The organism is Rubrivivax rivuli (assembly GCF_004016505.1).
GTDB classification, from domain to species: domain Bacteria; phylum Pseudomonadota; class Gammaproteobacteria; order Burkholderiales; family Burkholderiaceae_C; genus Rubrivivax; species Rubrivivax rivuli.
Genome location: NZ_SACR01000004.1, coordinates 471,556 through 497,026 on the forward strand (window position 1 = coordinate 471,556; position 25,471 = coordinate 497,026).

General features: G+C 70.0%; 28 protein-coding genes and 1 tRNA gene. 13 read left to right on the plus strand and 16 right to left on the minus strand.

Annotation, left to right across the window (positions count from 1 at the left end):
• The first annotated feature begins 13 nt into the window (after positions 1-13).
• A complete protein-coding gene (locus tag EOE66_RS14455; protein ID WP_128229426.1) occupies positions 14-1,930 on the plus strand; it encodes a peptidylprolyl isomerase in 1,917 nt (638 codons plus the stop codon).
• Positions 1,931-1,977: 47 nt separating this feature from the next.
• A tRNA-His gene (locus tag EOE66_RS14460) sits at positions 1,978-2,053 on the plus strand.
• A 9-nt stretch (positions 2,054-2,062) separates the two neighbouring features.
• On the opposite strand, the gene EOE66_RS14465 is transcribed toward EOE66_RS14460, so the two are convergent.
• From EOE66_RS14465 to EOE66_RS14480, 5 genes are all read right to left on the minus strand, one after another.
• The gene (locus EOE66_RS14465; protein WP_128229427.1) at positions 2,063-3,220 is read right to left on the minus strand and encodes a site-specific integrase; all 1,158 of its coding nucleotides are present in this window, start codon (positions 3,218-3,220) and stop codon (positions 2,063-2,065) included.
• Positions 3,196-3,396: an excisionase family protein gene (xisR, locus tag EOE66_RS22525; protein WP_502573843.1), complete on the minus strand. Its 201-nt coding sequence runs from the start codon at positions 3,394-3,396 to the stop codon at positions 3,196-3,198. Before xisR ends, EOE66_RS14465 begins: the two co-directional genes overlap by 25 nt.
• On the minus strand, positions 3,393-3,881 hold the full coding sequence (locus EOE66_RS21830) for a hypothetical protein (RefSeq protein WP_164885115.1): 489 nt from the start codon (positions 3,879-3,881) through the stop codon (positions 3,393-3,395). Before EOE66_RS21830 ends, xisR begins: the two co-directional genes overlap by 4 nt.
• Positions 3,844-4,122 carry a hypothetical protein gene (locus EOE66_RS14475; protein ID WP_128229428.1) on the minus strand — a complete coding sequence of 93 codons (279 nt, stop codon included), beginning with the start codon at positions 4,120-4,122 and terminating at the stop codon, positions 3,844-3,846. Before EOE66_RS14475 ends, EOE66_RS21830 begins: the two co-directional genes overlap by 38 nt.
• A 308-nt stretch (positions 4,123-4,430) precedes the next feature.
• Complete coding sequence (locus tag EOE66_RS14480; protein ID WP_128229429.1) at positions 4,431-5,096, minus strand: hypothetical protein; 666 nt, start codon at positions 5,094-5,096, stop codon at positions 4,431-4,433.
• Here EOE66_RS14480 and EOE66_RS14485 point away from each other — a divergent pair.
• The 9 genes from EOE66_RS14485 to EOE66_RS14525 all read left to right on the plus strand — a co-directional run bounded on the left by EOE66_RS14485 (position 5,076) and on the right by EOE66_RS14525 (position 11,003).
• A complete protein-coding gene (locus tag EOE66_RS14485; RefSeq protein ID WP_128229430.1) occupies positions 5,076-5,495 on the plus strand; it encodes a hypothetical protein in 420 nt (139 codons plus the stop codon). The two genes, EOE66_RS14480 and EOE66_RS14485, sit on opposite strands and share 21 nt — an antisense overlap.
• A complete protein-coding gene (locus EOE66_RS14490) occupies positions 5,488-8,067 on the plus strand; it encodes a hypothetical protein (RefSeq protein WP_128229431.1) in 2,580 nt (859 codons plus the stop codon). Before EOE66_RS14485 ends, EOE66_RS14490 begins: the two co-directional genes overlap by 8 nt.
• The gene (locus EOE66_RS14495; RefSeq protein ID WP_128229432.1) at positions 8,067-8,639 is read left to right on the plus strand and encodes an Ig domain-containing protein; all 573 of its coding nucleotides are present in this window, start codon (positions 8,067-8,069) and stop codon (positions 8,637-8,639) included. The genes EOE66_RS14490 and EOE66_RS14495 overlap by 1 nt, the downstream gene beginning before the upstream one ends.
• Before the next feature lie 51 nt (positions 8,640-8,690).
• On the plus strand, positions 8,691-9,068 hold the full coding sequence (locus tag EOE66_RS14500) for a hypothetical protein (protein WP_128229433.1): 378 nt from the start codon (positions 8,691-8,693) through the stop codon (positions 9,066-9,068).
• The gene (locus EOE66_RS14505) at positions 9,065-9,337 is read left to right on the plus strand and encodes a hypothetical protein (RefSeq protein ID WP_128229434.1); all 273 of its coding nucleotides are present in this window, start codon (positions 9,065-9,067) and stop codon (positions 9,335-9,337) included. Before EOE66_RS14500 ends, EOE66_RS14505 begins: the two co-directional genes overlap by 4 nt.
• Positions 9,338-9,339: 2 nt before the next feature.
• Positions 9,340-9,756, plus strand: coding sequence for a DUF5675 family protein (locus tag EOE66_RS14510; RefSeq protein ID WP_128229435.1), 417 nt, complete (start codon positions 9,340-9,342; stop codon positions 9,754-9,756).
• A 66-nt stretch (positions 9,757-9,822) separates the two neighbouring features.
• On the plus strand, positions 9,823-10,050 hold the full coding sequence (locus tag EOE66_RS14515) for a hypothetical protein (RefSeq protein ID WP_128229436.1): 228 nt from the start codon (positions 9,823-9,825) through the stop codon (positions 10,048-10,050).
• A complete protein-coding gene (locus EOE66_RS14520; RefSeq protein WP_164885116.1) occupies positions 10,047-10,610 on the plus strand; it encodes a DUF2514 family protein in 564 nt (187 codons plus the stop codon). The genes EOE66_RS14515 and EOE66_RS14520 overlap by 4 nt, the downstream gene beginning before the upstream one ends.
• Before the next feature lie 9 nt (positions 10,611-10,619).
• Positions 10,620-11,003 carry a DUF4124 domain-containing protein gene (locus EOE66_RS14525; RefSeq protein WP_128229438.1) on the plus strand — a complete coding sequence of 128 codons (384 nt, stop codon included), beginning with the start codon at positions 10,620-10,622 and terminating at the stop codon, positions 11,001-11,003.
• Positions 11,004-11,368: 365 nt separating this feature from the next.
• Here EOE66_RS14525 and EOE66_RS14530 read toward each other — a convergent pair whose 3' ends face one another.
• The 10 genes from EOE66_RS14530 to EOE66_RS14575 form a co-directional block, all read right to left on the minus strand.
• Positions 11,369-12,010, minus strand: a complete 642-nt coding sequence (locus tag EOE66_RS14530) for an RpiB/LacA/LacB family sugar-phosphate isomerase (protein WP_128229439.1) — start codon at positions 12,008-12,010, stop codon at positions 11,369-11,371.
• A 263-nt stretch (positions 12,011-12,273) separates the two neighbouring features.
• Entirely contained in the window at positions 12,274-13,050 is a 777-nt protein-coding gene (locus EOE66_RS14535; RefSeq protein ID WP_310733111.1) for an ABC transporter ATP-binding protein, read from the minus strand.
• 12 nt (positions 13,051-13,062) lie between these two features.
• Entirely contained in the window at positions 13,063-14,184 is a 1,122-nt protein-coding gene (locus EOE66_RS14540; RefSeq protein ID WP_128229441.1) for a succinylglutamate desuccinylase/aspartoacylase family protein, read from the minus strand.
• 4 nt (positions 14,185-14,188) lie between these two features.
• Positions 14,189-14,929 carry an ABC transporter permease gene (locus tag EOE66_RS14545; protein ID WP_245479047.1) on the minus strand — a complete coding sequence of 247 codons (741 nt, stop codon included), beginning with the start codon at positions 14,927-14,929 and terminating at the stop codon, positions 14,189-14,191.
• Positions 14,929-15,615: an ABC transporter permease gene (locus EOE66_RS14550; protein WP_128229442.1), complete on the minus strand. Its 687-nt coding sequence runs from the start codon at positions 15,613-15,615 to the stop codon at positions 14,929-14,931. Before EOE66_RS14550 ends, EOE66_RS14545 begins: the two co-directional genes overlap by 1 nt.
• 30 nt (positions 15,616-15,645) lie before the next feature.
• The gene (locus tag EOE66_RS14555) at positions 15,646-16,446 is read right to left on the minus strand and encodes a transporter substrate-binding domain-containing protein (protein WP_164885117.1); all 801 of its coding nucleotides are present in this window, start codon (positions 16,444-16,446) and stop codon (positions 15,646-15,648) included.
• 138 nt (positions 16,447-16,584) lie between these two features.
• Positions 16,585-17,364 carry an arginine N-succinyltransferase gene (locus EOE66_RS14560; protein WP_128229444.1) on the minus strand — a complete coding sequence of 260 codons (780 nt, stop codon included), beginning with the start codon at positions 17,362-17,364 and terminating at the stop codon, positions 16,585-16,587.
• On the minus strand, positions 17,361-18,542 hold the full coding sequence (locus tag EOE66_RS14565) for an arginine N-succinyltransferase (RefSeq protein WP_128229445.1): 1,182 nt from the start codon (positions 18,540-18,542) through the stop codon (positions 17,361-17,363). Before EOE66_RS14565 ends, EOE66_RS14560 begins: the two co-directional genes overlap by 4 nt.
• The gene (locus tag EOE66_RS14570) at positions 18,542-19,618 is read right to left on the minus strand and encodes a GlxA family transcriptional regulator (protein WP_128229446.1); all 1,077 of its coding nucleotides are present in this window, start codon (positions 19,616-19,618) and stop codon (positions 18,542-18,544) included. The genes EOE66_RS14565 and EOE66_RS14570 overlap by 1 nt, the downstream gene beginning before the upstream one ends.
• A gap of 3 nt (positions 19,619-19,621) precedes the next feature.
• Positions 19,622-20,899: a cyanophycinase gene (locus tag EOE66_RS14575; protein WP_164885118.1), complete on the minus strand. Its 1,278-nt coding sequence runs from the start codon at positions 20,897-20,899 to the stop codon at positions 19,622-19,624.
• 206 nt (positions 20,900-21,105) lie between these two features.
• Between EOE66_RS14575 and EOE66_RS14580 the strand changes: the two genes are divergently transcribed.
• Both EOE66_RS14580 and EOE66_RS14585 read left to right on the plus strand, forming a co-directional pair.
• Positions 21,106-23,886 (plus strand): TonB-dependent receptor, encoded by a 2,781-nt coding sequence (locus EOE66_RS14580; RefSeq protein WP_128229448.1) that lies wholly within the window; start codon positions 21,106-21,108, stop codon positions 23,884-23,886.
• Between the two features lie 75 nt (positions 23,887-23,961).
• A complete protein-coding gene (locus EOE66_RS14585) occupies positions 23,962-25,095 on the plus strand; it encodes an NAD(P)/FAD-dependent oxidoreductase (protein ID WP_128229449.1) in 1,134 nt (377 codons plus the stop codon).
• Positions 25,096-25,140: 45 nt separating this feature from the next.
• On the opposite strand, the gene EOE66_RS14590 is transcribed toward EOE66_RS14585, so the two are convergent.
• Positions 25,141-25,452, minus strand: coding sequence for a high-potential iron-sulfur protein (locus tag EOE66_RS14590; protein WP_128229450.1), 312 nt, complete (start codon positions 25,450-25,452; stop codon positions 25,141-25,143).
• Between the last annotated feature and the right edge of the window lie 19 nt (positions 25,453-25,471).

The following is a 25,471-nucleotide window of genomic DNA, read 5'->3' on the forward strand; positions in this document are numbered from 1 at the left end:
AGGATCTCTCTCGATGTTCGATTTCATCCGCGACCACACCCGTCTGGTGCTGGGTTTCCTGCTGCTGCTGATCATTCCCTCGTTCATCTTCTTCGGCGTCGAGGGCTACACGCAGTTCAACGACGCCGCGAGCCAGGCCGTGGCCAAGGTCGATGGGCAGAAGATCTCGCGCGCCGAATGGGACGACGCGCACCGCCGCTTCATGGACAACCAGCGCCGCCAGGCGCCCACGCAAGACCCGGTGGCGCTCGACACACCGGCCGCGCGCCGCGACACGCTGGACAACCTGGTCCGTGAACGCGTGCTGCTGACCGCGGCCACGAAGATGCATCTGTTCCCCAGCGATGCCCGCATGGCACGCCTGTTCGACAGCGACCCGCAGTACGCCGGTCTGCGTGGCGCCGACGGCAAGATCAGCCGCGAACTTCTGGTGGCACAGGGTCTCACGCCGGCCCTCTTCGACCAGCGCCTGCGGCAGGACCTGGGCGTGCGCCAGGTGGTGGCGGGCGTGCTGTCGACCGCGCCCTCCAGCGCCGTGCCGGCCAACGCGGCGCTCGACGCCTTCATGCAACGCCGTGCCGTGCAATTGCAGCGTTTCGACCCCGCGGCCTACCGCGAGAAGGTGCAGGCCACCGACGCCGACGTCGAGGCCTACTACAAGGCGAACACGGCGCAGTTCAAGGCGCCCGAGCAGGCCCGCATCGAATACGTGCTGCTCGATCTGGCGCTGCTGGGCCAGGGCGTGGCCGTCACCGAAGAAGACCTGCGCAAGGCCTACAACGACGGCATCGCCAAGTACTCGACGCCCGAAGAGCGCCGAGCCAGCCACATCCTCGTGAAGGCCGAGGCGGGCGCGAAGGCCGACGAGCGCGCCAAGGCCAAGGCCAAGGCCGAGGGCCTGCTGGCCGAAGTGCGCAAGAACCCGGCAGGCTTCGCCGAACTGGCGCGCAAGAACTCCGACGACCCGGGCTCTGCAGCCCAGGGCGGCGACCTCGATTTCTTCGGCCGTGGCCAGATGGTCAAGCCTTTCGAGGAAGCGGCCTTCACGCTCAAGCAGGGCGAGATCAGCGGCATCGTCGAGAGCGATTTCGGCTTCCACATCATCACGGTCACAGGCGTGCGCGGCGGCCAGGTGCGGCCCTTCGAGGCGGTGCGTGCCGAAGTCGAAGCCGAACTGCGCAAGACGCTGGCGCAGAAGCGCTGGGCCGAATCGGCAGAGACCTTCACGAACACCGTCTACGAGCAGAGCGACAGCCTGAAGCCCGTGGTCGACAAGCTCAAGCTCAGCCTGCAGACGGCCACCGTGCTGCGCAAGCCCGCCCCCGGCGCCACCGGCCCGCTGGCCTCGGCCAAGCTGCTGGACGCCGTGTTCGGCACTGAAACCCTGCGCAACAAGCGCAACACCGATGCGGTGGAGGTCGGCAGCAACCAGCTGGTGTCGGCACGCGTCGTTGAGCACTTCCCGGAGCGTGTGCAGGCCTTCGCCGAAGTCAAGGACCGCGTGCGCCAGCGGCTCGTGGAAGAGCGCGCCGCGGCGCTGGCTCGCCAGGAAGGCGAAGCCCGCGTGGCGGCGCTGAAGGCCGGCAACAGCACCGAGCCGCTGCCCATCGTGGTGACGGTTTCTCGCGCCCAGGCCCAGGGCATGCCGCGCCCGCTGATGGATGCGGCGCTGCGCGCCGATGCCGACAAGCTGCCCGCCGTGACGGGCGTGGACCTCGGCGCCGACGGCTACTTCGTCGTGCGCGTGATGCAGGTGCTGCCGCGCGAAACGCCGCCGGGCGGCGATGCTCCGCTGCGCGCGCAGTACGCGCAGGCCTGGGGTGTGGCCGAGACCGAGGCCTACCTGGCATCGCTCAAGAAGCGCTACAAGGCCAACGTGACGCCCCTCGCAGCCACGCCTTCCGACGCTGCGGCATCGGCAGCGCGCTGAGCGGGGCTGCGGCCCGGCGGGCACGCTATACTCTCGCTCCTTCTGCGGTGGCTGTAGCTCAGTTGGTAGAGTCCCAGATTGTGATTCTGGTCGTCGTGGGTTCGAGTCCCATCAGCCACCCCACCGCTTTACCTATGAGGCCGCTGGCCCTTCCGATTTCTGGGGAAGACCCGGGGAAGAATCGGCCAGCGCCGCCTCTAACTGCAGCATCTCGCGGGCGTCCTGCTCGCCGCTGATCCAGCGAGAGTAGGTGCGCAGGAACATCTCGATACTGTGGCCGAGTTGCTTGGCGCAGAACGCCGGGCGCATGCCCGCCATGAGCATCATCGTGGCGTAGGTGTGCCGGCAGTTGTTGGGCGGCCGGTACCGGATGCCGAGTCGTTTCAGGCAAGGCTCCCAGTAGGAGCGACGGAAAGCGCGCTCTTCGCGCCACTCCGTTCCGTAGCGCGGGTCCAGCCACACATGTTGCCCGGCCATCTGAGTGTGCTTGCGCTGGCGCTGAAGGGCCGCCAAGGCGCGGCTATTGGCCAGGACGTCCCGAACCACCGAGGTCTTTGTCTTGCCCTTGTCCTGCCCGCGCACGATGGTTTCGCTGATACGGAAGCTGCCGCGCGCTAGGTCTACTTGGGGCCAGCGTAGCCCGGCCATCTCAGACGTCCGCACTCCCGAGAAGAACCGCCACTCGATCATGTTGGCCACAGGTTCGGGGTAGTGGCTGACGAAGTCCGCGATGATTGCCTCGGCCTCGTCGCGTGTGAACGGGTCCGGTGGGTCGCGTTGCCAGCTGGCGCGCGGAACGTCGGCCGCCGGGTTCTCCTGCATGGCCTTGTCTTTAACCGCCAGGGCGAACGCTTGGCGGGCCACCGAGACGTAGTTGTTGATCGTCTTGCCGGACAGGTCGGGCCGGGCGGCTAGCGCAGTGAGGATGTCCGAATGTCGCACTGCTCGGGCTGGCTTGTCCCCGATGGCAGTCTTCCAGAACTTCAGGGCGCTCTCATACCCGGCTTTGGTGCTGCCCTCGATGCGCTGGGCCGAAAGCCACGTGTCAAGCACCGTCCCGGCCGTGGCTGGCGTGTCCGCCGTTCCGGCAGCGGGGAAGTATTCGGCCATGCTGAACGTGCCGTAGCGCATGCGCTCGCGGATCTCGCCGGCCAATCGCAGGGCCCACTTCACGTTAGCCGGCGTGGGCAGCGCAGGGACGCCGTTGACCATGAGCGTAGGTTTGCCCGGCACGAAAGTGAACCGGATCGACTTCGCCCTAACTTCTACGCCCGACCCCGTTCTACCCACGCTCGGTACCCCTCAACGCTGAGAAGGCGCCGCCCATCCGGGGCCTTGCGCCACTCCCTACCTTCGACCCATTCGCCCCGTTCAATCTTGCGCTCCATCGCTTTGACTGTGTAGCCGGTGATCTCTTCGGCTTTCTTCAGCACGACGTATGGCGCCAATGCGGTCGGCGCGCTCACGATGCCACCTCGTAGCGGTTGCCTTTGCTGAGGTTGTCGAACGCGGGCAAAACCTGCAGGTTGGTGTGGACGTGTAGACCCGAAACATTCTTGCCCTGAAGGGGGATGACGTGGTCGACGTGATGGGGGGTGCCGGTTCGGCGCGAAGCATCCCAAGCGGCTTCGTAGAACGCCCTGATCGCATCAAGGTCGGCCCACGGCGGAGTGCGCTGCAGGCGCGCCGACCTGGCGCGGGCGCTCGCCGCCCTGAGATCCCCCATGCTCGGCCCGCAGTAGTCCTCCGCGAACTCGCGGGCGATCTCTTCCTGCCGCATCTCGTGAGTAGCGCGGACGTCCGCGTGGTACTGCTCAAGTGCGGACCCCTCATAGGCGCGCGGCTTCCGACCAATCTTGGAACGCAGAAAAGCGACTTGTTCCGCAGAGAGCCCGCGGTACGCATCGGCCTCATCAGCCGTCAACTCCGTTTCGTGGACGCTCTGACTCATCGCCGGTCCCTACGAGCAGATCTTCCAGCGTGAGCGGCTGAGTCATGAGCTTTCGCGCGATCTTTTTGCTCTCGCGCACCAGGGCCAGGGCGAGCCTGAGCCGAGGGTTCGGGTACGGCTGAGCGGCGATCTGGTAGAGGTAAAGCTCCGTCGTTTCGCAAGCCTCCGCAAACGCCTTGCGTTCGGGCTTCCCCGGGAACGCGCGCAGGAATCGCAGCAAAGGTGTAATCTTGGTGTCCACGTGCAAGCCTCAATCGTTCGATTCGCCGTCGAAGCATTGATGCTGTGTACTCCGCTTTTTCCCGCTCTTGCTCCGCCTTCAACAGAGAGAACTGGGCGCTTCGTATCTCCGCGTCCAACACTTCGTCTACAGAGATCGTACTTGCTTCCAAGCGTCGTTTGATCGTTCCTGCTAGTGATGCCAGCAGTTCGCGCACGGTGCGCGGCGGTCGGTCTTCGCTTAGAAGCATGTCGTTTTCTCGTAGTGAAGTGTGCGATGAATCGCAGCCGTTAAACACCATGCGGTGCTAGGGGGCCGCTTTGGAGGGATCAGCCTTTGCGGTAGCGCTTCGCGCGCCAGCCGCCGGCGGCCTTGATCGGCCAACCGACGTTCCAAGGGTCGGGCTTGACCATGAGCGCTTCGAGTTGCTCGACGCTGCCCACGCCCTCTGGCACCTCCGCGACGATCTCGTCGTAGGTGTGCATGGCGACGCGATAGCCGGCGTTCTCGCAACCGCGAATCGCGCCCATCTGCTTGTCGCGGGCGACCTTCTGCGTGACGTTCTCGGCGGCGAGGCCACCGTAAAGCGGCATCCGCATCCAGCCGGTCGGGCCCTTCTTCTGGTTGCTGTTCCAGCCCTCGTAGCTCAACGAGAGGCCGCGCCACTCCTGCGGCGATGGCGCCAAGCGTGGCCGGTGGTATGTGATGAGCCCGCCGCTCGGCACCTTGCAGTAAAGAACGTCGCCTTTCATGAGGTACGACACGCCGCTTGACGTGCCATCCAGGCGCAGCACCTCGAACTCGATGCCCGGCGTGAGCACCGCGCAGACGGCCATGCCTTCGAGGCCGAAGAACTCGGGCGTCCTGTCCCAGCGGTCCGCGTAGCTGATAAGCCCCGCGTTCAAGCGGATGGCCATGCCGAATTCGCCGAGCGTGGTCACGAGCGACAGGTTCGAGATCTTGCCGCTCGCAAGGTGCGGGGCGAGCGCCTGCATGATCGCCGCGAAGTTGCTCAGGTCGAGCGCCGCGGGGGCAACAGGCGCGGCGGCAGGCGGAGCGGGCGGCAAGCCGGCGGGGGCGGCTGCGGGCGCAGCGGCGGGCAACGTCAGCGCAGCAGCGCGGCGCAGTTCGTCTTCGACTACAGCGAGGCGCTGGGGCGCATCGGCGCGGGCACCACGACGGCCAACTATTCGCCGCTCAACCCCGCTACCGGCGCGCCGCTGTTCACGCTGCTGGCCGCCAGCTGGTCGACGGGCATCCTCGTCGGCTCGGTGTTGCGCTTCAACACCGCGGCAGCCAGCGCTGCAGTGTGGGCGCTGCGCTCCACGATGCGCAGCACCGCCAGCGGCACCACGGGTGCAGCGTGGCGCTTGCTCGGGAGCGTCGATGCCTGAGATTCAAGCCGCAGCGCTGACGCGCTGGAACGAGGCCGCGCCCGTGCAGGCCGCCGCGCCGACGACGTGGAACGAAGCCGGCCAGGTGCAGAGCGTCGGCGGCCCCTACGTCACGCCGGCTCCGCCGCCCGGCGGCGTCGCCATCGCGCCGAACAGCCTCGCTCCGGTGCGCGAGATCCTGCCCTCCACCAGCTACCCCCAGAGCACGCCGTTGAGCGTGGTCGACCTCCGTACCGGCTTGGCGCTGCCGGTCGCTTCGATCAGCCTCTCGCTGCCCGACCTCTCAGACCTGTGGACGATGCAGGCCGCAGGCCCCTCGGCGCTCGCTGACGCGATCCGCGCGGGCGCGCAGCCGGCCACGGTCGAGGTGACGATCGGCACGAGCAAGTGGCGTTTCGTGGTCGAGGAGATCGACCAGCCGCTGAGCTTCGCGAGCCGCGGCGTGACGATCCGCGGCCGCAGCCTCGCCTCTGCTGCAGGCGCCCCTTACCAGGCCGCCCAGACGTGGCTTGCCGACGCGCCCACCTCCGCCGCGCAGATCTGCGCCCTGGCCAACACGTTCACCGGCGTCGAAATCGTCTGGGATCTGCCCGACTGGCTTATCCCGGCGGGCGGATGGTCGGCCACGTTGGACCCGCTGGGCGTGGTGCGCGCGATGGCCCAGGCCGTCGGCGCCACGGTCGAGGCCCATCCCACCGAGCCGCGCCTTACGGTGCGCAGCCGCTACCCGATCGAGCCCGCAGCCTGGGCGGGCACCGCGCCCGACCTTCAAGTGCCCCGCGTGGCCGTCGAGGCGCTGCGCCAGGAGATCGTTGACCAGCCTGCCTACGACGGCGTGGTGGTGGTAGGCCAGGAGAGCGGCCAGGTGCTGTTCGCGCGGCTGGCAGGCACCTCGGGCAGCGTGCAGGCTCCGATGATCTCCGACCCGCTGCTGACCGACGGCCCGGCCCTGCGCGAGCGTGCGGCCGCAACGCTGCACAGCTTCGGCGGTCGTACTCGCGAGGCGCGCACGCTGCAACTGCACGGCGCGGCCGTCGCGCGCGGCGCGCTGGTGCGCTGCGTCGACCCCGACGCCACCTGGGTCGGCATGGTGCGTGCCGTGGAGATCTCGGCAACGCTCGAGAGGGCTCGGCAGACGCTGACGCTGGAGCGGCCGACGTCGTTCCCCAGTGGCGTGGCCGGCGTTGCGCCTGCCCCTGCTCCGCTGCCCACGCCGCCGGCACCGCCACCGCCGCCACCGCCGCCTCCGCCCCCGGCCCCGACGCCTGCGCCCGGCACCGTCATGCTGCGAGATACCTTCGACGGCACGGGCGAGATCGCCACGCCCAACGTGGGCGGCGCCTGGGTCGAACCGAACCCCGGCCTGTTCCTGGCGTCGCTGCAGAAGGCATCTGGCGTCGCGCAGTACTCGGGAAGCCTCGGCGACCAGGCGCTCTATGTCTCGCCGACGAGTTTCGCAGGCCCCTTCACAGTCGTCGTCAACCTCACCAACCCCGCGTTGCCTACGTCGAATTCGTCGGTCTTCTTCTTCGGGCCGACGTACTTGAGCCTCGGCGACAACTCGTTCGTCGGCGTCAGCATTGGCTACGGCGGGCCCACCGACCCGGCAGAGGTCAACCTGCAGCTTGTCGCCTATGGCATGCCGGGCGTCCTGTTCCCCTACGACTTGCAACTCTCGGCGCAACCCACGGGGGCGGCTCGCGAGTTGCGCCTGGCGTACGAACCGAACTTCTCGGGCTCGCAGCGACTGCGCCTCTGGTACAACGGTTCGCTGCTCACGACGTTCACCGACGCCGTTGCAAGCACGCCTGTGGAAATCACCGGGCTGCGATTCAGCACTCGGGTCGGCAGTAGCAACTTCACGATCAACGACGTCGAGATCGTGGCCGGCGTGTTTGAGCCTGCAGCGCCGCCACCGCCCCCGCCACCGCCGCCTCCACCGCCACCGCCGCCTGCGCCGTCCTACCTGCTGCTCGACACGTTCGACGGCACGGGGCAGATCGCCACGCCCAACACCGGGTCGGCCTGGTCGCGCGTGCTGACGGAAGGCGGCGAGGGCACGATCCAGCGCAGCGGCGACGGTCTTGCCATCGCGGCCGGCACTCTCGGGTCGACGCCAACCTATCAGACGTCCGTCTCGCTGCCGCAGAACTATTTGTTCGAGGTGTCGATCCGCTTGCCGTCGGGCGGCGCTGGCGCACCGTGGCTGTTCCAGCCGGTCGACGCCGGCACGGGCGAGACGCGTGGTTGGCGCTTGTCGTTCGGTACGGTTGGCACCGACTACGAGGTCTTCCTCATCACGATCACCGCGGGCGAGGTCGATCAGGTGCAGGCGATCGGCCCGGTGGCGTTCACCCCCTCGACCGACCTCGTCCTGAAGGTGCGGGTCACGGCAGCGACGCCTGGCGGTGCGCAGACCTACATGCTCACCGTGGCCGGCGCCGACCAGACCCCACTCGTCGGCACCGAGGCCGTGCCTGCCGCCACCGGGTTCCAGTTGCAGACTACTCGCAACTCTTCCACTGCGGCCCAGATGCCGCGCGTGGACTATCTGCGCATCGGGGCGTTGTGATGAGCACCAACCTTTTCAGCCGCCTCCGCGCGCTGCTGCCGGGCCCGGCGGCCACAGTCGGCACGGTGGCTTCGGTCAATGGCGACGGCACCAGCAACGTCGACCTCGTGGCCGGCGCCGGCTCGGTGAGCGTTGCGCCCGGCGTGGCCACGGGCTCGCGAGTGGTGGTGCGCGGCATGGCGGCCGTTGGCGCGCGGGTGCTGATCCGGCAAGGGCTGATCGAAGCAGTGCTGCCCGACGGCCCCGTGGTCGACGCGGAGATCGGTTCTCGAGTCTCGCAGCCACTCGGGCCGCCGCTGCTGGCCCTGGCCGCACCTGTGGCACCGTGGGCGGCCGTCGTGGGCACGCCCTACAGCTTCCCGCTCGAAGCGTTCTTCAGTGGCGGCTGGGCACCGCGCGCCTACACGCTCACCGCCGGCACGCTGCCGCCCGGCTTGGCTCTCAACGCAGCGACGGGCGTCATCTCGGGCACGCGCACCGCAGCTACGGGCGGTACCGGCCTCGTCGTGGCCTGCCAGGACAGCACCAGGCGCCAAGTGCTGAGCGCGGCGTTCGACATCGCTTCGTCCTGACGAAATAGCCGTGTTGGCGCCCGCGACGCTGGCCACGTAGGGTCGCGGACCATGAACGATCATCCTGCCCCGATTTCGCTCGGGGGCCTCGCCGCCGCGTTGATCTCCCTGCTTGGTCCGCTTGCTGGCGAGTACCTGACGATCGTCTTCTGCTCGTTCGTCGGGGCCATGTGGTCGCTCTCGGGCCGCGAAACCAACGCCGCCGCCCCCCGCTTCGACGGCGCCCGTTTCATGCTGCGGATGATCCTCACCGCGGTCGTCTTCAGTTCCTCGGCCGCATGGCTGATCGAGCGTTACTCGGGCTGGCCAGCGCATCACGTGCTCGCCGGTGTGGCGTTCTTCATCGCGTTCGTCGGCGACCGGTGGCGCCCTTTGGCGGGCGACATCGTGGCGGCCTTCCGTCGCAAACTTGGAGGCAATGCACCATGACCGTGCTGTATGTCGTGGCGTGCGCTACGCTGATCTACACCTCGTTCTGCCGCGCCGTGCTCATGTCGCGCGACACCACGCGACTCGCCGTGCGCTTGGCGTTCGTCAGCCTGGGGAGCTCGGCCGCGTTCGGCTTGCTGGCCCTGGCGCTCTGGGGCTACTCGCCCTCGCTGCCCAGCGTGACGATCCTCGTGTCGTTCGCCGCGGTGCAGATCGTCACGTCTCGTCTGTGGCGCGAGGGCGTGCCGGCGCGCTTCAGGAGCGTGTGACCGTGGAGCTTGTTCTCGAACGCCTGCAGCTGCTGCCCGACACCACGATCGGCAGCCTTACCGTCAACGGCGCGTGGCAGTGCTGGACGCTCGAAGACGTGGTGCGCGCGCCAGGCGTGAAGGTCTACGCCCACACCGCCATCCCCGCCGGCCGGTACCGGGTGCAGATCACGATGAGCCCCCGGTTCAAGCGCCGCATGCCGCTGCTGCTGGACGTGCCGGGGTTCTCGGGCATCCGCATTCACCCGGGCAACACCCACGAAGACACCGAGGGCTGCATCCTCGTCGGGCAGCAGCGCTTGGAGCGCAGCTTGTTGCAGAGCCGCGCGGCTTACGAGAACCTGATGATCGTCCTCGAAGGCGCCGAGCGCGCCAAGGATGACGTGTTCATCACGGTGCAGGACTACGACCCGTCGTAATTTTCTTTTCCGGTTTTCCCGACTCGCTGCGATTGAGTCGATGTCACCCACACTGAAAGGTTCGCCATGAGCGTTCGCGCCAAGTTCAAAGTCAACAACGTCACCACCTACCCCGACGGTGCCGCCCGCATCGACATGGCTCCGGTCTACGACAGCAATCCCGAGTCCGAGAACGCCAAGTTCTTCAACGCGACGCCCTGGGGCCAGGTGACGCTCGGCACCGTCAACAAAGCGGCCGCCGAGCAGTTCAAGCTGGGCGGCGAGTTCTACGTCGACTTCACGCCGGCCGCGTGACCGCCTGGCTGCGCCTCGTGCCCTCCTGGGCCTGGGTGGCGCTCCTGGCGCTGCCTGCGGCCCTCTGGTGGGGCGCTGAGCGCTACGCCGCCGGCGACCGCAGCGGTGCGGCCCGGGTGCAGGTGGTGCTTGAGCGCGAGCGGGGCGAATGGGCCAACGAGCGCGCCGCGGCGGCCGAGGTGTCGCGCCTGGCGGCCCGGGCGGTCCAGATCGAAGAACAGAGGCGTCGCAAGGCGCTGCAGGAGGCCCTCGATGACGCCGAACGTGTCGCCCAGCAGGAACGCGCTGATCGTGTGGTCGCTGACGCTGTGGCTGGCCGGCTGCACGACCGCATCGCCGCGCTTGTCACCGCCGCCCGTTTCGCCGCCCGAAATTCCGGCGCTACCCTTGGCGGCCCGGCAGCCGAAGACGCCCCCGGAATGCTTGCCGACGTGCTCGGTCAGTGTATCGCGCGAGCTCGACTCCTGGCTGACGTCGCCGACGCCCGCGGCCGCGCCGGCGCCCTCTGCGAGCGCGCCCACGACGCGCTGACGGTTGACGGAGCCGCGCCGGCGCAGTAGCGTCGCGCCGTGAAGATCCTCCCCGTTGTTCTGGCCCTGGCGGCCTGCAGCGCCCACGCGCAGTTCAAGTGCACCGGCAAGGACGGGGCGGTTTCGTTTCAGGACGCGCCTTGCGCTGGCCAGGAGCGGGCCGAGAAGCTCGCGCTGCCTGCCGCGGCGCCCACCCCCGCCAGGCCGCCCCACATCCTGCGCGCGATCGCTGAGAAGAAGATCGTGCCGGGCATGACCCGCGCGGAGTTGGATCGGATGATCGGCGGGCCGCCGGACCGGTTCACGCGCTCGATGTCGGCCGAAGTGGTGCGGCACCAGCTGGTCTACGCCTCAAGCCGCCGCACGCTGTACGTCTACACCGAGGACGGCGTCGTGGTGAGTACACAAGAGGTCGAGCGCTGAAGGTGTGAGGGCGGCGCTGCCGGCCACTCCGAGTAACCCCCTGCGCGTTGGGCATCGCGTTCGCGGCGCTCCGCCTACTGCTGGCACCCTCACCACGTCAAGATAGCACGCCTGCTGCGGCCTTGCTGGGCGGAGTCCGTTTCGTTCTATCGAAACAGCTTCGGGGAAGATATGGGGGAAGAATTTGTTGTACGCCGGGGGACCGTAGGGGGTCGCTCATAGTGCGCGGGGACTGTAGGGGACTCTAGGGACTCCCCTAAATTTGGGTTCGAGTCCCATCAGCCACCCCACCGCACACACATGAAAACAGGGCCCTCGGGCCCTGTTTTCATTCCGGGCCCCGGCACGCGAGGGCCTCTCGGGGATCAGGCCCCGATCACGCCGCGCAGGTAGCTGCCGATGGCGTCGTCCTGGCAGTTCGGGAAGAAGAGTTCCTGGAACTTCTCGCCGGCGGTGGCGGCCTTCAGCAGTTCAGGATCCACGGCTTTCAGCGTGCTCAGCATGTCCTTGCACGAGGCCGCCTTCAGGCCCTTCAGGATGCCGCGGTTCTTGGCCATGATGGCCGCGCGCTCCTTCGGGTAGCCCACGCCGCGCTCCACCTCGAAGAGCTTGCGGTAGCAGTCCTGCAGGTTGAGTTCGGCGGCCCAGCCGAAGCCCTTGGCGTAGGGCATCGAGAGGCAGTTGCCGTCGTTGATCTGGCCGAAGAGGAAGGCGTCGGTGGGGTCGATGACGAGGCCGCAGAACACGCCGGGCATGCTGTTGCAGGCCAGCATCGAGCCCATGCCCGTGCCGCAGCCGGTGACGACGAAGTCGGCGGCCTTGCTGTTCAGCAGGATGCCGGCCAGCAGGCCGTTCATCACGTAGGTGAGCGAGGCCTTGTCCTCCGGCGTGTACATGCCGTAGTGGTGCACGGTGTGGCCCAGGGGCTCGACGACCGACTTCAGCGCGCTGTGCACGATGTCTGACTTGGCGGCCTGGCTGTTTTCGATGATGAGGGCGATCTTCATGGGGCGGGCTTTCTGGGTGCGCGTCGGCAGACGCGGAGGCAGGGTGGATGGGCGGATGGACCAGCCACCCGCAGCATGGGCTGCCGCAGCCCGGGCCAGAGGGCCCCGGCGCCAGCCGTCATGCCAGGTGCAAGCCCGGGAGCCGGGCGAGACTGCGTGGTCGTGGAGTGCAACCTGGCCAACCACCTCGGCGCGCGCCGAGGTGCTGCGCTGGAGCGGATTGTGCCCCGGCCGACGGTATGGCCGGCCACGGTTGCGCGCAGCTACTTGAGCGTGTTGGCCAGGAAGGCCTGCAGCCGCTCGCTCTGCGGACGCAGCAGCACCTCGGCCGGCGGGCCGTCTTCGGCGATGGCGCCCTGGTGCAGGAAGACGACCCGGCTGCTGACCTCGCGCGCGAAACCCATCTCGTGCGTGACGACGATCATCGTGCGGCCCTCTTCGGCCACGCTGCGCATCACGCGCAGCACCTCGCCCACCAGTTCGGGGTCCAGCGCCGAGGTGGGCTCGTCGAAGAGCATCACCTCGGGCTCCATCGCCAGCGCGCGAGCGATGGCCACGCGCTGCTGCTCGCCGCCCGACATGTGCGCCGGGTAGGCATGGCGGCGGTGGTGCACGCCCACGCGCTGCAGGTAGGCCTCGGCGCGTTCGTTGGCTTCGGCCTTGCTCAGGCCCAGCACCTGCACCGGCGCCTCGGTCACGTTCTGCAGCGCCGTCATGTGCGCCCACAGGTTGAAGTGCTGGAAGACCATGGCCACGCGGCTGCGCAGGCGCTGCAGCTGCGCGGCATCGGCGGCTTTCAGCGCGCCGCGGCCGTCGGGCACGAGCTTCAGGTCTTCGCTGGCGATGGCCAGGCGGCCGGCCGTGGGCGCTTCCAGCAGGTTCAGGCACCGCAGGAAGGTGCTCTTGCCCGAGCCGCTGGCGCCGATCATCGCGATGACGTCGCCCTGGTGGGCCTGCAGGCTCACGCCCTTGAGCACCTCGGTGCTGCCGTAGCGCTTGACGATGCCTTCGGCGTGCAGGCGCAGGGGGCGGTTGTCGATGGGGCTCATGGTTCAGGCGCTCAGCAGCTTGCCGGTGCGTGCCAGGCTGCGCCCGGCCACCTTGCCCAGGCGCTGGCCGGCGGCAGCCCAGCGCGTGGCGATGCGGGCGTACAGCAGGCCGGCCGATTGCGTGCGCAGCACGGTGCGGCGGCCGGTGGAGGGGCACACCAGCGTGGCCACGGCTTCGCCTGCGGCCAGGGCCTGGCCGGGCTCGGCCTCGAAGACCACGATGCCGGCGTGCGGCGCCTGGATGGGCTCCGAACCCGACAGCGGCGTGGCCTCGCACAGCGCCGCCGGCGGCACCGGCAGTGGGCCGGCGATGAAACCGCGGCGGTGCAGGAAGTTCAACAGCGCATCGGCATCGGCCCCGGCCTGCGCGAGGTTCACGTCGGCCTCGCCGCGCAGTTCCACCGTGGCGGCAAAGCAGGCCGCCGGCAGCGGGTGCTCGGGCAGGCGCTGCTGCAGTTGCACCCAGGGGCGGCTGCAGGCTTCGTCGAAGGGGCCGTCGCCACTGTCCAATGCCAGCAGCACGGCGCGGGCGCCCAGCCAGGCGCCCAGCTCTTCGGCCAGGGGTTGGTGAGGGGTCAATGCATAGAGGTGCACCACGGCTTCTGAATCGCAATGCAGGTCGAGCACCACGTCGCAATCGATGGCGTTGAGCAGCAGGCGTCTCTTGAGGTGCTCGGTCATCGTCTGGGCGCGAAGGATCTCGGCCTCGGCCGCAGCGCGCAGCGCCTCGCGCAGCGTGGCCACGTTGGCACCCGCATCGGCGCCCAGCGGCGTCTGCAGGCGCGCGTGTGCGGCCTCGGCCAGATCGGGGTAGCCGCGGTTGAAGTTCAGGCCGTCGCGCAGGTCGAAGCGGCCCTCGTGGCGGCCCAGCAGGCGCTGCGCCAGGCCCAGCGGGTTGGCCACGGGCACGAGCCGCACTTCGCCGAGCAGGCGGCCATCGGCCTCCAGTTGCGCCAGGCGCTCGCGCAGGCATTGCGCCACCAGCAGCGCGGGCACTTCATCGGCATGCAGGGCGGCGTGGATGGCGGCCTTGGGGCCGCGGTCGCGCGGGCCGAAGTGCAGCACGGTGAGTTCGGCGCGCAGCCCCGGGGTGGCGCCTTCGAGGTGGTGGGTTTCTGTGTGCATGGGGTCAGGGCGTGGCCACGGGGGCCAGGCGGGGGGCCGGGGACGGGTTGCCGGTGCGCTGTGGGCGCAGGTGGCGAAGGAAGCGGTGTTCCAGCGCGCGGAAGCTGCCGACCATCGCAAAGGTCAGCACGAAGTAGACGAGCGCTGCGGTGCCGAAGGCTTCCACCGGCAGCAGGTGGTTGGCGTAGACGTCGCGGGCCACGCGCGTCACGTCCACCAGCGTCACGGTGTTGGCGATGGACGTGGCGTGCATCAGGCTCACCACCTCGTTGCCGTACTGCGGCAGCGCGCGGCGCAAGGCACTGGGCAGCAGGATGCGGCGGTAGAGACGCCAGCCGCGCAGCCCGTAGGCGCGTGCCGCCTCCAGCTCGCCCGCAGGCGTGGCCTTCAGCGCGCCGGCGATGATCTCGGTGGTGTAGGCCGTGGTGTTGATGGAGAAGGCCAGCCAGGCGCAGAACCAGGCCTCGCGCAACATCGGCCAGGCGAAGCTCTCGCGCACGGCCTCGAACTGCGCCAGGCCGTAGTAGACGATGAACACCTGCACCAGCAGCGGCGTGCCGCGGATGACGTAGGTGAAGGTCCACACCGGCACGCTGAGCCAGCGCCGGGCCGACACGCGCGCGATGGCCAGCGGCACCGAGAGCACGAAGCCCGTGGCCAGGCACAGGCCCAGCAGCTGCAGCGACATCAGCAGCCCTTGCCCGAAGTCGGGCAGGCTCTGGCGGATCACGTCCCAATCGATCATCAGAAGCTCAGTTCGCGCACGCCGAGGCTGTAGCGCCGGCTCAGCCACGCCAGCGCCGCCAGCGACACCGTGGTGAGCGCCAGGTAGATGCCGGCGATCAGCACGAAGAAGGTGAAGGGCTCGCGTGTGGCCGAGGCCGCGAGGTTGGCGCGGTGCACCAGGTCGTCCAGCCCGATGATGGAGACCAGGGCCGTGGCCTTGACCATCACCAGCCAGTTGTTGGTAAAGCCCGGCACCGCGTGGCGCACCATCTGCGGCAGCACGATGCGCCGCCACACCTGCAGCGGGCGCAGGCCGTAGGCCCGCGCCGCCTCGCTCTGCCCGCGCGGGATGGCGAGGATGGCGCCGCGAAAGGTCTCCGCGAGATAAGCGCCGTAGATGAAGCCCAGCGTCAGCACGCCGGCAGCGTAGGGCGGCACGTCGATGTAGCCCCACCCTTGCTGCGCAGCCAGTGCGTTCAATGCGATCTGGCCGCCGTAGAAGATCAGCAGCATCAGCACCAGGTCGGGCAGGCCGCGGATGAGCGTGGTGTAGGCCAGCGCCAGGCCCTGCAGCGCACGCGACGAAGACAGCCGTGCCGCCGCGCCCGCCAGGCCGAAGAGGCAGGCCACGGCCAGCGAGAGCGCGGCGACCGAGAGCGTGGTGAGCAGCCCGCCGAGCAGGGCGGGGCCGTATCCGTGCAACATGGGTGTCAGCTCAGAAAAAAGCAGCGCAGCTCAGGAGCCACCCGAAACGTCGAAGTCGAAGTAGCGTGCGGCCAGCTTCTGGTAGCTGCCGTCGGCCTTCATGGCCTTCAGCGCGGCATTCACTTTCGTGCGCAGCGTGTCTTCGCCCTTGCGGAAGGCGATGGCCACGCCGCCGCCGCCTTCGTCCAGCCGCACCATGGGGCCGAGTTGCGCGTGGCCCTTGCCCTCGGGCCGCTTGAGGAAGCTCTCGGCCGACACCACGCTGGAGCCGAAGCCCACGTCGCCGCGGCCCGCCGCGAGTTCGAGGTAGATGTCGGTCTCCTTGTTCACCAGCAGCAGCCGGCTTTCGGGGTAGCGCTCGCGCAGGTACTTGGCGCGCGGGCTGTTGCGCAGCACGATGATCGTGCGGCCCTTCAGCGTGGCGGGTGCGGCGTCCTTGAAGGCGCCGGCCTTGGCGACGAAACGCGAGGGGATGTCGTAGTACGGGTCGGAGAAATCCAGCACCTTGCGGCGCTCGGGGCTGAGCGTCATCGACGCCACGATCATGTCGAACTTGCGCGCGGCCAGCGCCGGGATCATGCCGTCCCACTCCTGCTGCACCAGCGTGCAGCGGGCCTGGATGCGCTCGCACACCGCCTTGGCGATGTCGATGTCGAAGCCGCTGAGCTGGCCGTCAGGCCCCAGGCGCGAGAAGGGCGGGTAGTTGCCTTCCACGCCCACACGCACCTGCGCCCAGCCGGGGGCCTGGGCCGCCGCAGGGGCAGGCAGGAGCAGCATGCTCAGCGCCAGGGCGGCGGCGGCAAGGAAAGGGCGGCGTGGGTCGGAGCGCATGGCGGGGCTGGGCATGGAGCAAGGGCTGGCCGATGTGGCGAACCGAAGCTTGGCCCAGCCGCCGCAGGCTGGTAAGAGGGTTGGCCGCCCGATGTCGGGCCCAGGCCATGCGATGTCGCTCTGGTGGCAGAGCGGGGCTCAGGCGGGTGCGGTGCGGGTGTCGGGCCAGCACTCGAGCACCGGGCCGCCATCGGTGACGGTGATGTGCTCGCGCGCGCCGAATCCCGCCTGCAGCAGCGCCGCGTGCAAGGGCAGCGCGGTCGCATGCACCTGCCCGAGAGCCGCCTGCGCCGCGGCGGGCAGCAAGGAGGCGTAGACCAGGTGCCGCGGCATCAGCGCGGCCAGGTGGTGCAGGCCTTCGCTGCCCAGCTGGCGGCGCAGCGTGGCGAGATCCTGGCCGTGGAAGTGGTGGCCCAGGGCCTGCCACACGGGCGCGTTGCCCTCGGCGTCGCCCAGGCCCGGCAACTCGGCAATGCAGGGGGCCGATGCCTTGACTTCAGGGGTGCCTTGCCGCGCCAGCATCGCCGCCTGCACCAGCGCCACCCAGGCCGGGCCGGCTTCGGTGGCAGGCAGGGTGGCGGCGCAGCCGAAGCCGCAGAGCTCGCCGGCGCCGGTGAGGTCGTGCCCCAGCAGCAGCGTGCGCTGGCGCCGGTACAGGCCCAGCTCCGCAGAAGCATGCACCGCCCAGCCCAGGCGAAACCAGCCCCGCGGCACCGGCTTGCCGATGTGGCGGCGCAGGCGCAGCGTGGCCACGGGCGGGGCGCCCGCTTGGGCGCTGGCCACCCAGGCGGTTTCGCTTTCGGCCAGCGGGGGCAGCGGGGCGCCGTGCAGGTCGCGCAGGGCGGCCAGTGCGTCGGCATCGGTGGCGGTGGCGGGCCTGGCGTGCCAGGTGGCGGTGGCGGATGTGGGCGACGTCATGCGAGGTCTCCACGCGGCAGCGCGGCCGCGGTGTTCGGGGCTTCGGCCATCAGGCCCTGGGCCAGCGGTGCGGCGCGCAGCCGCGTGCCGTGGTCGGCGGGCGCCTGCAGGCCCAGGCGCTGGGCGTCGGCGGCCCCCATCTGCCAATGGCCCTGGGTCCACGCCGCTCGGGCCAGCACCGCGCGGAAGTCTTGCCGCCGGGTCGTGGCCACGAGATGCCAGGCTTGACCAGCGGTGGCGGCATCGCCCGCCAGCCACTGTGCGGGCGCGGCGCGCGATTGCGCCACGGTGCGCAGCGTGTTCACCGGCGCATCGACGATGGGGCCGCCGTCGAAAACATCGACGTAGTTCTCGGTCTCGAAGCCTTCGTCCATCAGGATCTCGAAGGGCACCTCGGCCACCGGGTTGAGCTGGCCGATGGCCCACTGCGCCTCTTCCGGCAGCAGCGGCACGTAGATGGGCGCCTGCGGCAGCAGGTCGGCGATGAAGGCCTTGCTGCGGCCCACAGCCAGGCGTTCGACCTGCGGGTAGTCCATGTCGAAGAAGCGCCGGCCCACGGCGTCCCAGAAGGGGCAGTGGCCGTCGGCATCGGCCAGGCCCGGGCTTTCGGAGGCGATGCGGTCGGCGAAGCGCTCGGCGAACTCGGCGATGAAGAGCAGCCGCGCACGCGAGAGCAGCTGCGGCGCCACCGTGCGTTCATACGCCGGCTCGATGTAGAACGAGCTGAGCATGGTGGCGCCGGTGAGTGCGTGGCAGAGCTGCAGCGTGTGCACGCGCTTGCGCAGCTGCAGCGCGGTGCTGGCGTGCACCAGCGTCTCGTTGCGGTAGCAGCAGTAGCGGTCGGCATAGCCGGCGGCGGCGATGATGCCGCAGGTGCCGATGACGGGGTCTTCACCGGTGGCGGCGCGGGCGCGGTCTTCCAGCACGAAGAGGTAGATCTCTTCGCCGGTGGAAGCATCGGGCCGGCTGAAGCTGGCGGCGCTGCGCTGCAGCCGCGCGGCGAGTTCGGCGCGGTCGGGCGGCAGCGTGGTGATGCCGGCGGCGCTGGCGCGGGCCATGCGCTCCAGCGCGTCCAGATCGGCCGGGCCGGCGGCGCGCAGCAGGAAATCGGCCGCGCCCGGTTCGGCGCTGGTTTCGACAGGCCCGGGCGCGGTGGGAGGCAGTGCGGTAGAGCTCATCAGGGTGTCTCTGGGTTGGGCCCGCCGGCGGGGCTGGCGGGTTCTTGGGCGGCATCGCGGGCGGCATCGCGTGTGGCGTGTTGGGCCTGCCAATCGACGGCGCGCGCGCTGCGCTCGTCACGCGGGGTGTGGCCGAAGCGCGCCCGGTAGGCCTTGCTGAAGTGCGAGGCCGAGGCAAAGCCGCAGGCCAGCGCGATCTGCAGGATGGACTGCCCGCTGTGGCGCAGCAGCCGCCGCGCGCGCACCAGGCGCAGTTCCACGTAGTGGCGGCTTGGCATGTCGCCCAGGTGCTGCTTGAACAGGCGTTCGAGCTGTCGGCCCGACACGCCCACCAGCCGCGCGATGTCTTCGGTGGGCAGTGGTTCCTGCAGGTTGGCTTCCATCAGCGCCACGGCTTCGGTGACCTTGGCATTGGGCACGCGTGCGCTCAGGGGCGCGCGCTGGCGTTCATCGCGCGCGCGCAGGCGGTCGAGGCCGAAGTGCGCGAGCAGCGGCGCGACGATCGCATCGCCGTGCTCGCCGGCCAGCCAGGCGATCAGCAGGTCGAGGCTGGCCGTGCCGTGGCCGCAAGAGAGGCGGTCGCGGTCGATCTCGTAGACGTTGCTGGAGAACACGGCCTGCGGGTGCAGTTCGCTCACCTGCGCCACCTGCGCGTGGTGCAACGTGGCGCGGTAGCCCTGCAGCAGCCCGGCCGAAGCCAGCCACGCGGCGCCGGTGCCCAGGCCGCCGAGCAGCGCGCCGGCGGCCGCCTGCTCGCGCAGCCAGCGCCCCAGCGGCGCGGTGGCTGCCGCCGTGATGGCGGGCGCTGCTGCGCTGGGCTCAGGCGCGCCGGGCAAGGTCTCGCTGACCACCAGCGCGGCGCGCAACGGCGGGGCCGAGGCCAGCGCGCCTGCCACCATCACGCGCGTACCGCAGGCGGCCGTGACGGGCTGGCCGTCCAGCGAGAGCATCAGGGGCGCGTAGCGCGGCTCGCCTAGCACCTCATTGGCCGCCACCAGCACCTCGGCCGCGGCGCTGCCGGCCAGCAGCGAATGCCGGGGCAGCAGCACGAAGGCGAGGCGGTGCGGGTGGCGCATGGTTCAGCGTGGCGAAGGCCCGGCGCGGGGCGTGGCTGGCGTGGGCGCGCCTTCGTAGACCGGCTGCGCCAGGCGCACCGGGCGGATGTCCAGGCGCAGGGCTTCGATGCTGTGGTCGTCGCGCGTGGGGCCGCCCCAGGCGCGGGTGTGTTCGTCGGCGCTGAAGCGCCACTCGAAGGCCGTGGGCTGGTGCAGCCGCCAGGCCAGGCCCAACGCCGCACGGCCCGGGCCCTCGGCCGCGCGCGCCATCACGCCGACCACGATGTTGTCGCCGAGCACGTCGCCGAAGAAGCCTGCGCGGCCCTCGGCCGAGCCCAGTGTCAGCGGCTGGCGCGTGGCCGGTGGCAGCAGGCGGCGTGCGTGCAGGTCGTAGCGGTCGCCGCGGTCGACATAGCTCACGCGCAGCGCACGCACGCGCAGCGGCGCTGCCTGCTCCACCACGGCCTGGCTCGTGTCCACCACCAGCAGGCCGCGCGTCCCCAGCGCCTCGGCCACGCCGGCGCGGATCAGCGCCGCGCTGTCTTCTTCCACCCCCAGGCCGAGCGGCCGGCCGCTTTGCAGCAGCACGCGCACCAGTCGCGCCACGCGCCCGCGCTTGAGGAAGTGCTGGTCGGTCACCACGTCGTGCGGTGCGAGGCCGAAGCCCAGGCCGAGCTCTTGCGCCGTCAAGGGGCGCAGCAGCGCATCGAAAGCATCGTCCAGCTCGCGCAGGGCGGTCTCGCTCATCACGGCCGCACCAGCGCTGGTGCCGGCGATCACGCCACCGCGTGCGTGCAGCTCGCGCAGGGCGCGCAGCAGCGGGGTTTCGCGGCCCTCGGGGCGCAGCGCCTGCATCAGGCGGTCTTGCTCGCCGCCGGTCATGAACACGCCGCCGGCGGCCTGCACACGAGCCACCCACTGTGGATCGTGCGCGCGCGCCCGGGCGTCTTCTGCACTGCTGCCGGGCCAGCGCGGCGCGATGGGCAGCACCTCGGTGCGCGCGCCGCGACGCTGCAGCTGCTCGGCAGTGAGGCGAGCGGACCGTTCGGGGTCGCCCGAGGCGGTGGGCAGCACCAGCACCAGCGCACCCGGGCCCCCGGCGGCCTGCACGATGGCTTGCCAGAGCGCGTCGTTGCCGTCCTTCAAGGCGCCGCCCAGCACCACCAGCGTGCCGGGGCGCGCCGGCGCTGCCGATGCTGGCGCCTGCGCCCCGGCCGGCGCGGCCCACAACAGCAGCGCGCACAGGCACGCCAGCCACCCAGAAGGGCCGAAAGGCCGGAACCAGCAGGAAAACCGCGACATGGCCGCGATCTTGGCATCCCCGCAACGCCGCCCGGCGGGCCGACTGCTCCGCAGGCGACACTGACTTGTGACCAAGCGACCCGCGCGGGCCGGCCCCGTTTGCAAGGGCGCGGCAGGCTGCCAGAGTCGACCGTGAGCCCCTACCCGCAGGGGCAGCACCGCAAGCGCTGCCCTGCACACCATCCCCACCCGGAGTCACCTGCCCCATGCGCCGCAACCCCCGCTTTTCCCTGCGCCCCGCCGCCTTTGGCGCCTGGGCTGTCCTGCATCTCATGATGGGCGCTCAAGCCCAGGCCCAGACGGCGGCTGCGCCGCAGCGTGTGGAGGTCACGGGGTCCAGCATCAAGCGGCTGGCCGGCGAGACCGCGCTGCCGGTGGAGACCATCAGCCGCGACGAGATCGCGAAGATCGGCGTCACCACCGCCGCCGAGTTGCTGCAGAAGCTCAGCAGCAACGTCGGCGGCCTGACCGATGGCGCCAGCATCAGCGACCAGGCCGGCGCGCAACGCGGCTTCAACGGCGCCAACCTGCGTGGCCTGGGCGTGAGCAGCACGCTGGTGCTGCTGAACGGCCGCCGCCTGGCGAACTTCGCCAGCCCGGGCGACAACGCCGGCGTGGACCTCAACAACATCCCGGCCGGTGCCCTCCAGCGCGTGGAAGTGCTGAAGGACGGCGCCTCGGCCCTCTACGGCACCGACGCCATGGGCGGCGTGATCAACTTCATCACGCGCAAGGATTACCAGGGCGGCGAGCTGAACCTCTACGCCCTGGGCACGCAGGAAGGCGGCGCCGGCAAGAAGAGCATCAGCGCCTCGGCCGGCTTCGGCGACATTTTCAAGGACCGCTTCAACGTCTTCGCCACCGTCGACCTGCAGAAGCTCGATCCGCTGAACTCCGGCCAGCGCGACTTCATCCGGGAGTACGACCTGCCCGGCCGGCTGGGGCCGCAGCTCTCGAGCAACCCCTTCCCGGCCAACGTCGACCTCACGGTCGCGCAGCTCAATGCGCTGAACGCCTTCGTGGCCGCCAACCCGACCACCGCGCTGAAGGGCAGCGGGCCCAACGGCAGCTGGCAGCCGGTGGTGCCGGGCAGCTCGGCGCGGCGCGTGAACTTCGCGAAGTCCAGCTGCACGGGCGGTGCCAACCCGAATTCGGTGACGCCCAGTTCGCTCGGCGGCACCGAGGGCTGCGCCTACAACTACATGGGCGACACCGAGATCTATCCGAAGTCGGAAAAGGCCAGCGTGGTGGGCCGTGCCACCTTCCAGGCGAGCCCCAACCACCAGGTCTTCCTGGAAGCGCTGTTCAGCAAGACCGAGACCGACTACGCCGCATCGCCGGCCACCTCGGGCAACATCGCCGCCAGCGCGGGCATCACGCTGCCGGCTTCGCTGCAGGCCGTCACCGGCATCACCACACCGGTGGCCTTCCGCTTCCGCCTGTCTGACGCCGGCAAGCGCACCAGCCGCGTCGAGAGCGAAGCCACCCGCCTGGTTCTGGGTGCCAGCGGCGTGCTGGGCGACTGGGACTACGAGACCGCGCTCAACCGCAGCACCAACAAGGCCACCGACGCGAACCTCTCTGGCTGGGTCTCGAACACCCGCCTGCGCGCCGGCATGGCCAGCGGGGCCTACAACCCCTTCGTGCTGCCCACCCCCAGCGGCAAGGCCTTCATGGACTCGATCCAGCTTACCGGGGCGGCCCGCATCTCCGAGGGCACCAGCACCAGCCTGGACGGCAAGCTCTCGCGCGCGCTGATGTCACTGGCCGGGGGGGACCTGGTGCTGGCCGTGGGCGCCGAAATCCGCCGTGAAGAGACGCAGTTCCGCGCCACCGACGTGCTCAAGAGCAACGACGTGGTGGGGGACCGTTCGACCTCCGGCGCGCTGCTGGCCGACACCGACCACAGCCGCAAGGTGATGGGCGCCTACGCCGAAGTCGTGGCCCCGGTGACGAAGCAGTGGGAACTGCAGTTCGCGATGCGCCACGACCGCTACGACGGCGTGTTCAACGCCGCCACCAACACCACCTCGCCCAAGCTCGACAGCACCAACCCCAAACTGGGCCTGAGCTTCCGCCCCGACCGCACGCTGCTGGCACGCGCCTCCTACGGCACCGGCTTCCGCGCGCCGTCGATCTCGGAGATGTTCCGCCCGGTGCGTGCCGGCATCACCGCCAGCTTCGTGCGCGACCCGGTCTCGGGTGAGATCGGCCAGCTGCCGGTGGACCGCTTCTCCAACCCCGAGCTGAAGCCCGAGAAGTCCAAGCAGTTCAGCGTCGGCCTGGCCTTCGAGCCTTCGCGCAACTGGGGCGGCAGCGTCGACTACTGGACGATCCGCAAGACCGACATCATCTCGGAGATCGGCGAAGAGACCATCTTCAGCAACCCGGTCTACTACAACGACCCGGCCATCGTGGCGCGCGGCGGCGGCGGCTTCGTCAACGTCATCACGGTGAAGAAAGAGAACCGCGGCCAGCTGAACACTTCAGGCCTGGACGTGGCGCTGCGCTACAGCGGCGAAGAGAGCGCCATCGGCCGCTTTGGCGCCAGCCTGAACGGCACGCTGGTGACCGAGTACAAGTTCTCCACCGACCCGCGTTCGCCGCTGGTGGACGGGCTGGGACGTTTCCGCGACGACAAGGCCGTGCAGCGCTGGCGCCACAAGCTCAGCATCGACTGGGACCGCGGCCCCTTCGGCCTGACGCTGACCAACACCTACATGTCCGGCTACCGCGACCAGAACGTCGAGGGCCTGGCCGCACCCGAGTGGAACAACCGCGACGTCGAGGCCTACTCGCTGTGGGACCTGAGCGGCAGCTGGCGGCTCAGCAAGCAGATGCGCCTGCGTGCCGGCGTGCTGAACCTGCTGGACACCGCACCGCCCTTCACCAACCAGTCGCGCTACTTCCAGGTGACCTGGGACCCGACCTACGGCGATCCGCGCGGCCGCAGCTTCTACGCCAGCCTGCAGTACAGCTTCAAGTGATCGTTTGACACGACCCGGGCCACGGCCCGGGCACCCTGCAGAATCCACCCGGCTCAGCACACGGGAGGGCGTGGCGTGGATCGGGTGGGTGCGGTGGTCATCGGCGCTGGCGCCGTGGGGCTGGCGGTGGGCCGGGCACTGGCCCAGGCCGGGCGCGAGACCGTCGTGGTGGAAGCCGCTTCGGGCATCGGCCAGGGTGTCAGCTCGCGCAACAGCGAGGTGGTGCACGCGGGCCTCTACTACATGCCGGGCTCGCTGAAGGCGCGGCTGTGCGTGCGCGGCAAGGCACTGCTCTATGCGCTGTGCGAGCGCCAGGGCGTGCCGCACCGCCGCTGCGGCAAGCTGGTGGTGGCCACCGAAGCCGCCCAGCACGCCGCGCTCGACCGCCTGGCCACGGTGGCCACTGCCAACGGCGTGCTCGTGGAGCGCTGGAGCGCCGAGCAGGCGCAGGCGCTGGAGCCCGAACTGGCCTGCACGGCCGCGCTGTGGTCGCCCAGCACCGGCATCGTCGACAGCCACGCCTACATGCTGGCGCTGCAGGCCGAACTGGAGGCCGCGGGCGGCGCGGTGGCCTTGCAATCGGAAGTGCTCGGCGCGCGCTTCGAGACGGGCGCGCCGGCCGTGCTGCGGGTGCGCAGCGGCGGGTCGCAGGGCGAGATCTCGGAACTGGAGGCCGGCATCGTCGTCAATGCCGCCGGGCTGCATGCCTGCACGCTGGCGCGGCGCTTCGAAGGGCTGGACGCGGCGCACGTGCCGCGGCCACGTTATGCCAAGGGCAGCTACTTCGCCTTGGCCGGGCGTTCGCCTTTCCGCCATCTCATCTACCCGGCGCCGGTGGATGCCTGGCTCGGCGTGCATCTGACGATTGACCTCGGCGGCCAGGCCCGCTTCGGCCCCGACCTCGAATGGCTGGACGCCGACAGCCCTGAAGGCCTGGACTATGCCGTCGACCCCGCACGCGCCGCGCCCTTCGAGGCCGCCATCCGCCGCTACTGGCCAGGCCTGCCGGCAGGCGCCCTGCAGCCGGCCTACAGCGGCGTGCGGCCCAAGATCCACGGGCCGGGCGAGCAGGCGCCCGATTTCCGCATCGACGGCCCGGCGCAGCATGGCGTGGCGGGTCTCGTGAACCTGTTCGGCGTCGAGTCGCCCGGGCTCACCTCGGCCATGGCGGTGGCCGAAGAGGTGCTGCTGCGTTTGCAGCGGCCATGAAAAAACGGCCCCGAGGGGCCGTTCCGTCTGGAAGCCGGTCGGGCCTCAGGCCTTCTTGGCCCAGGCGCTGCACCAGCCGCCACCGGCCACCTGCTTGGCGCCGAACAGCGGGCAGCCACCCCAGGCGTCAGCCGCCTTGCCTTGGAACAGCGCGCAGTTGCTGCACTTCTGGTCGTTGGTGTGCTTGGGGTACTTCTTGGTGTCGGCCTTCTTGGTGTCGTGCACGTAGCCCAGACCCACGGCCTGCGGATCCTTTTCATCGAGCTTGGCCTGGGCCTGCGCTTGCGTGGTGGCGGCCAGGGCGGTGCCGGCGGCGGCCACTTGCAGCAGGAAGGTGCGACGGTTGCTTTGCGACATGGAACGGAGTCTCCGTGGT

Excerpts from the sequence above, each read along its gene's own strand:
- EOE66_RS14500 (WP_128229433.1), top strand. The coding sequence starts at position 8,691 with ATGAACGATCATCCTGCCCCGATTTCGCTCGGGGGCCTCGCCGCCGCG.
- EOE66_RS14550 (WP_128229442.1), bottom strand. The coding sequence starts at position 15,615 with ATGTTGCACGGATACGGCCCCGCCCTGCTCGGCGGGCTGCTCACCACG.
- EOE66_RS14530 (WP_128229439.1), bottom strand. The coding sequence starts at position 12,010 with ATGAAGATCGCCCTCATCATCGAAAACAGCCAGGCCGCCAAGTCAGAC.
- EOE66_RS14515 (WP_128229436.1), top strand. The coding sequence starts at position 9,823 with ATGAGCGTTCGCGCCAAGTTCAAAGTCAACAACGTCACCACCTACCCC.
- EOE66_RS14540 (WP_128229441.1), bottom strand. The coding sequence starts at position 14,184 with ATGCACACAGAAACCCACCACCTCGAAGGCGCCACCCCGGGGCTGCGC.
- EOE66_RS14555 (WP_164885117.1), bottom strand. The coding sequence starts at position 16,446 with ATGCGCTCCGACCCACGCCGCCCTTTCCTTGCCGCCGCCGCCCTGGCG.
- EOE66_RS21830 (WP_164885115.1), bottom strand. The coding sequence starts at position 3,881 with ATGAGTCAGAGCGTCCACGAAACGGAGTTGACGGCTGATGAGGCCGAT.
- EOE66_RS14480 (WP_128229429.1), bottom strand. The coding sequence starts at position 5,096 with ATGCAGGCGCTCGCCCCGCACCTTGCGAGCGGCAAGATCTCGAACCTG.
- EOE66_RS14490 (WP_128229431.1), top strand. The coding sequence starts at position 5,488 with ATGCCTGAGATTCAAGCCGCAGCGCTGACGCGCTGGAACGAGGCCGCG.
- EOE66_RS14575 (WP_164885118.1), bottom strand. The coding sequence starts at position 20,899 with ATGTCGCGGTTTTCCTGCTGGTTCCGGCCTTTCGGCCCTTCTGGGTGG.
- EOE66_RS14590 (WP_128229450.1), bottom strand. The coding sequence starts at position 25,452 with ATGTCGCAAAGCAACCGTCGCACCTTCCTGCTGCAAGTGGCCGCCGCC.
- EOE66_RS14560 (WP_128229444.1), bottom strand. The coding sequence starts at position 17,364 with ATGACGTCGCCCACATCCGCCACCGCCACCTGGCACGCCAGGCCCGCC.
- EOE66_RS14495 (WP_128229432.1), top strand. The coding sequence starts at position 8,067 with ATGAGCACCAACCTTTTCAGCCGCCTCCGCGCGCTGCTGCCGGGCCCG.
- EOE66_RS14570 (WP_128229446.1), bottom strand. The coding sequence starts at position 19,618 with ATGCGCCACCCGCACCGCCTCGCCTTCGTGCTGCTGCCCCGGCATTCG.
- EOE66_RS14580 (WP_128229448.1), top strand. The coding sequence starts at position 21,106 with ATGCGCCGCAACCCCCGCTTTTCCCTGCGCCCCGCCGCCTTTGGCGCC.
- EOE66_RS14545 (WP_245479047.1), bottom strand. The coding sequence starts at position 14,929 with ATGATCGATTGGGACGTGATCCGCCAGAGCCTGCCCGACTTCGGGCAA.
- EOE66_RS14505 (WP_128229434.1), top strand. The coding sequence starts at position 9,065 with ATGACCGTGCTGTATGTCGTGGCGTGCGCTACGCTGATCTACACCTCG.
- EOE66_RS14565 (WP_128229445.1), bottom strand. The coding sequence starts at position 18,542 with ATGAGCTCTACCGCACTGCCTCCCACCGCGCCCGGGCCTGTCGAAACC.
- EOE66_RS14455 (WP_128229426.1), top strand. The coding sequence starts at position 14 with ATGTTCGATTTCATCCGCGACCACACCCGTCTGGTGCTGGGTTTCCTG.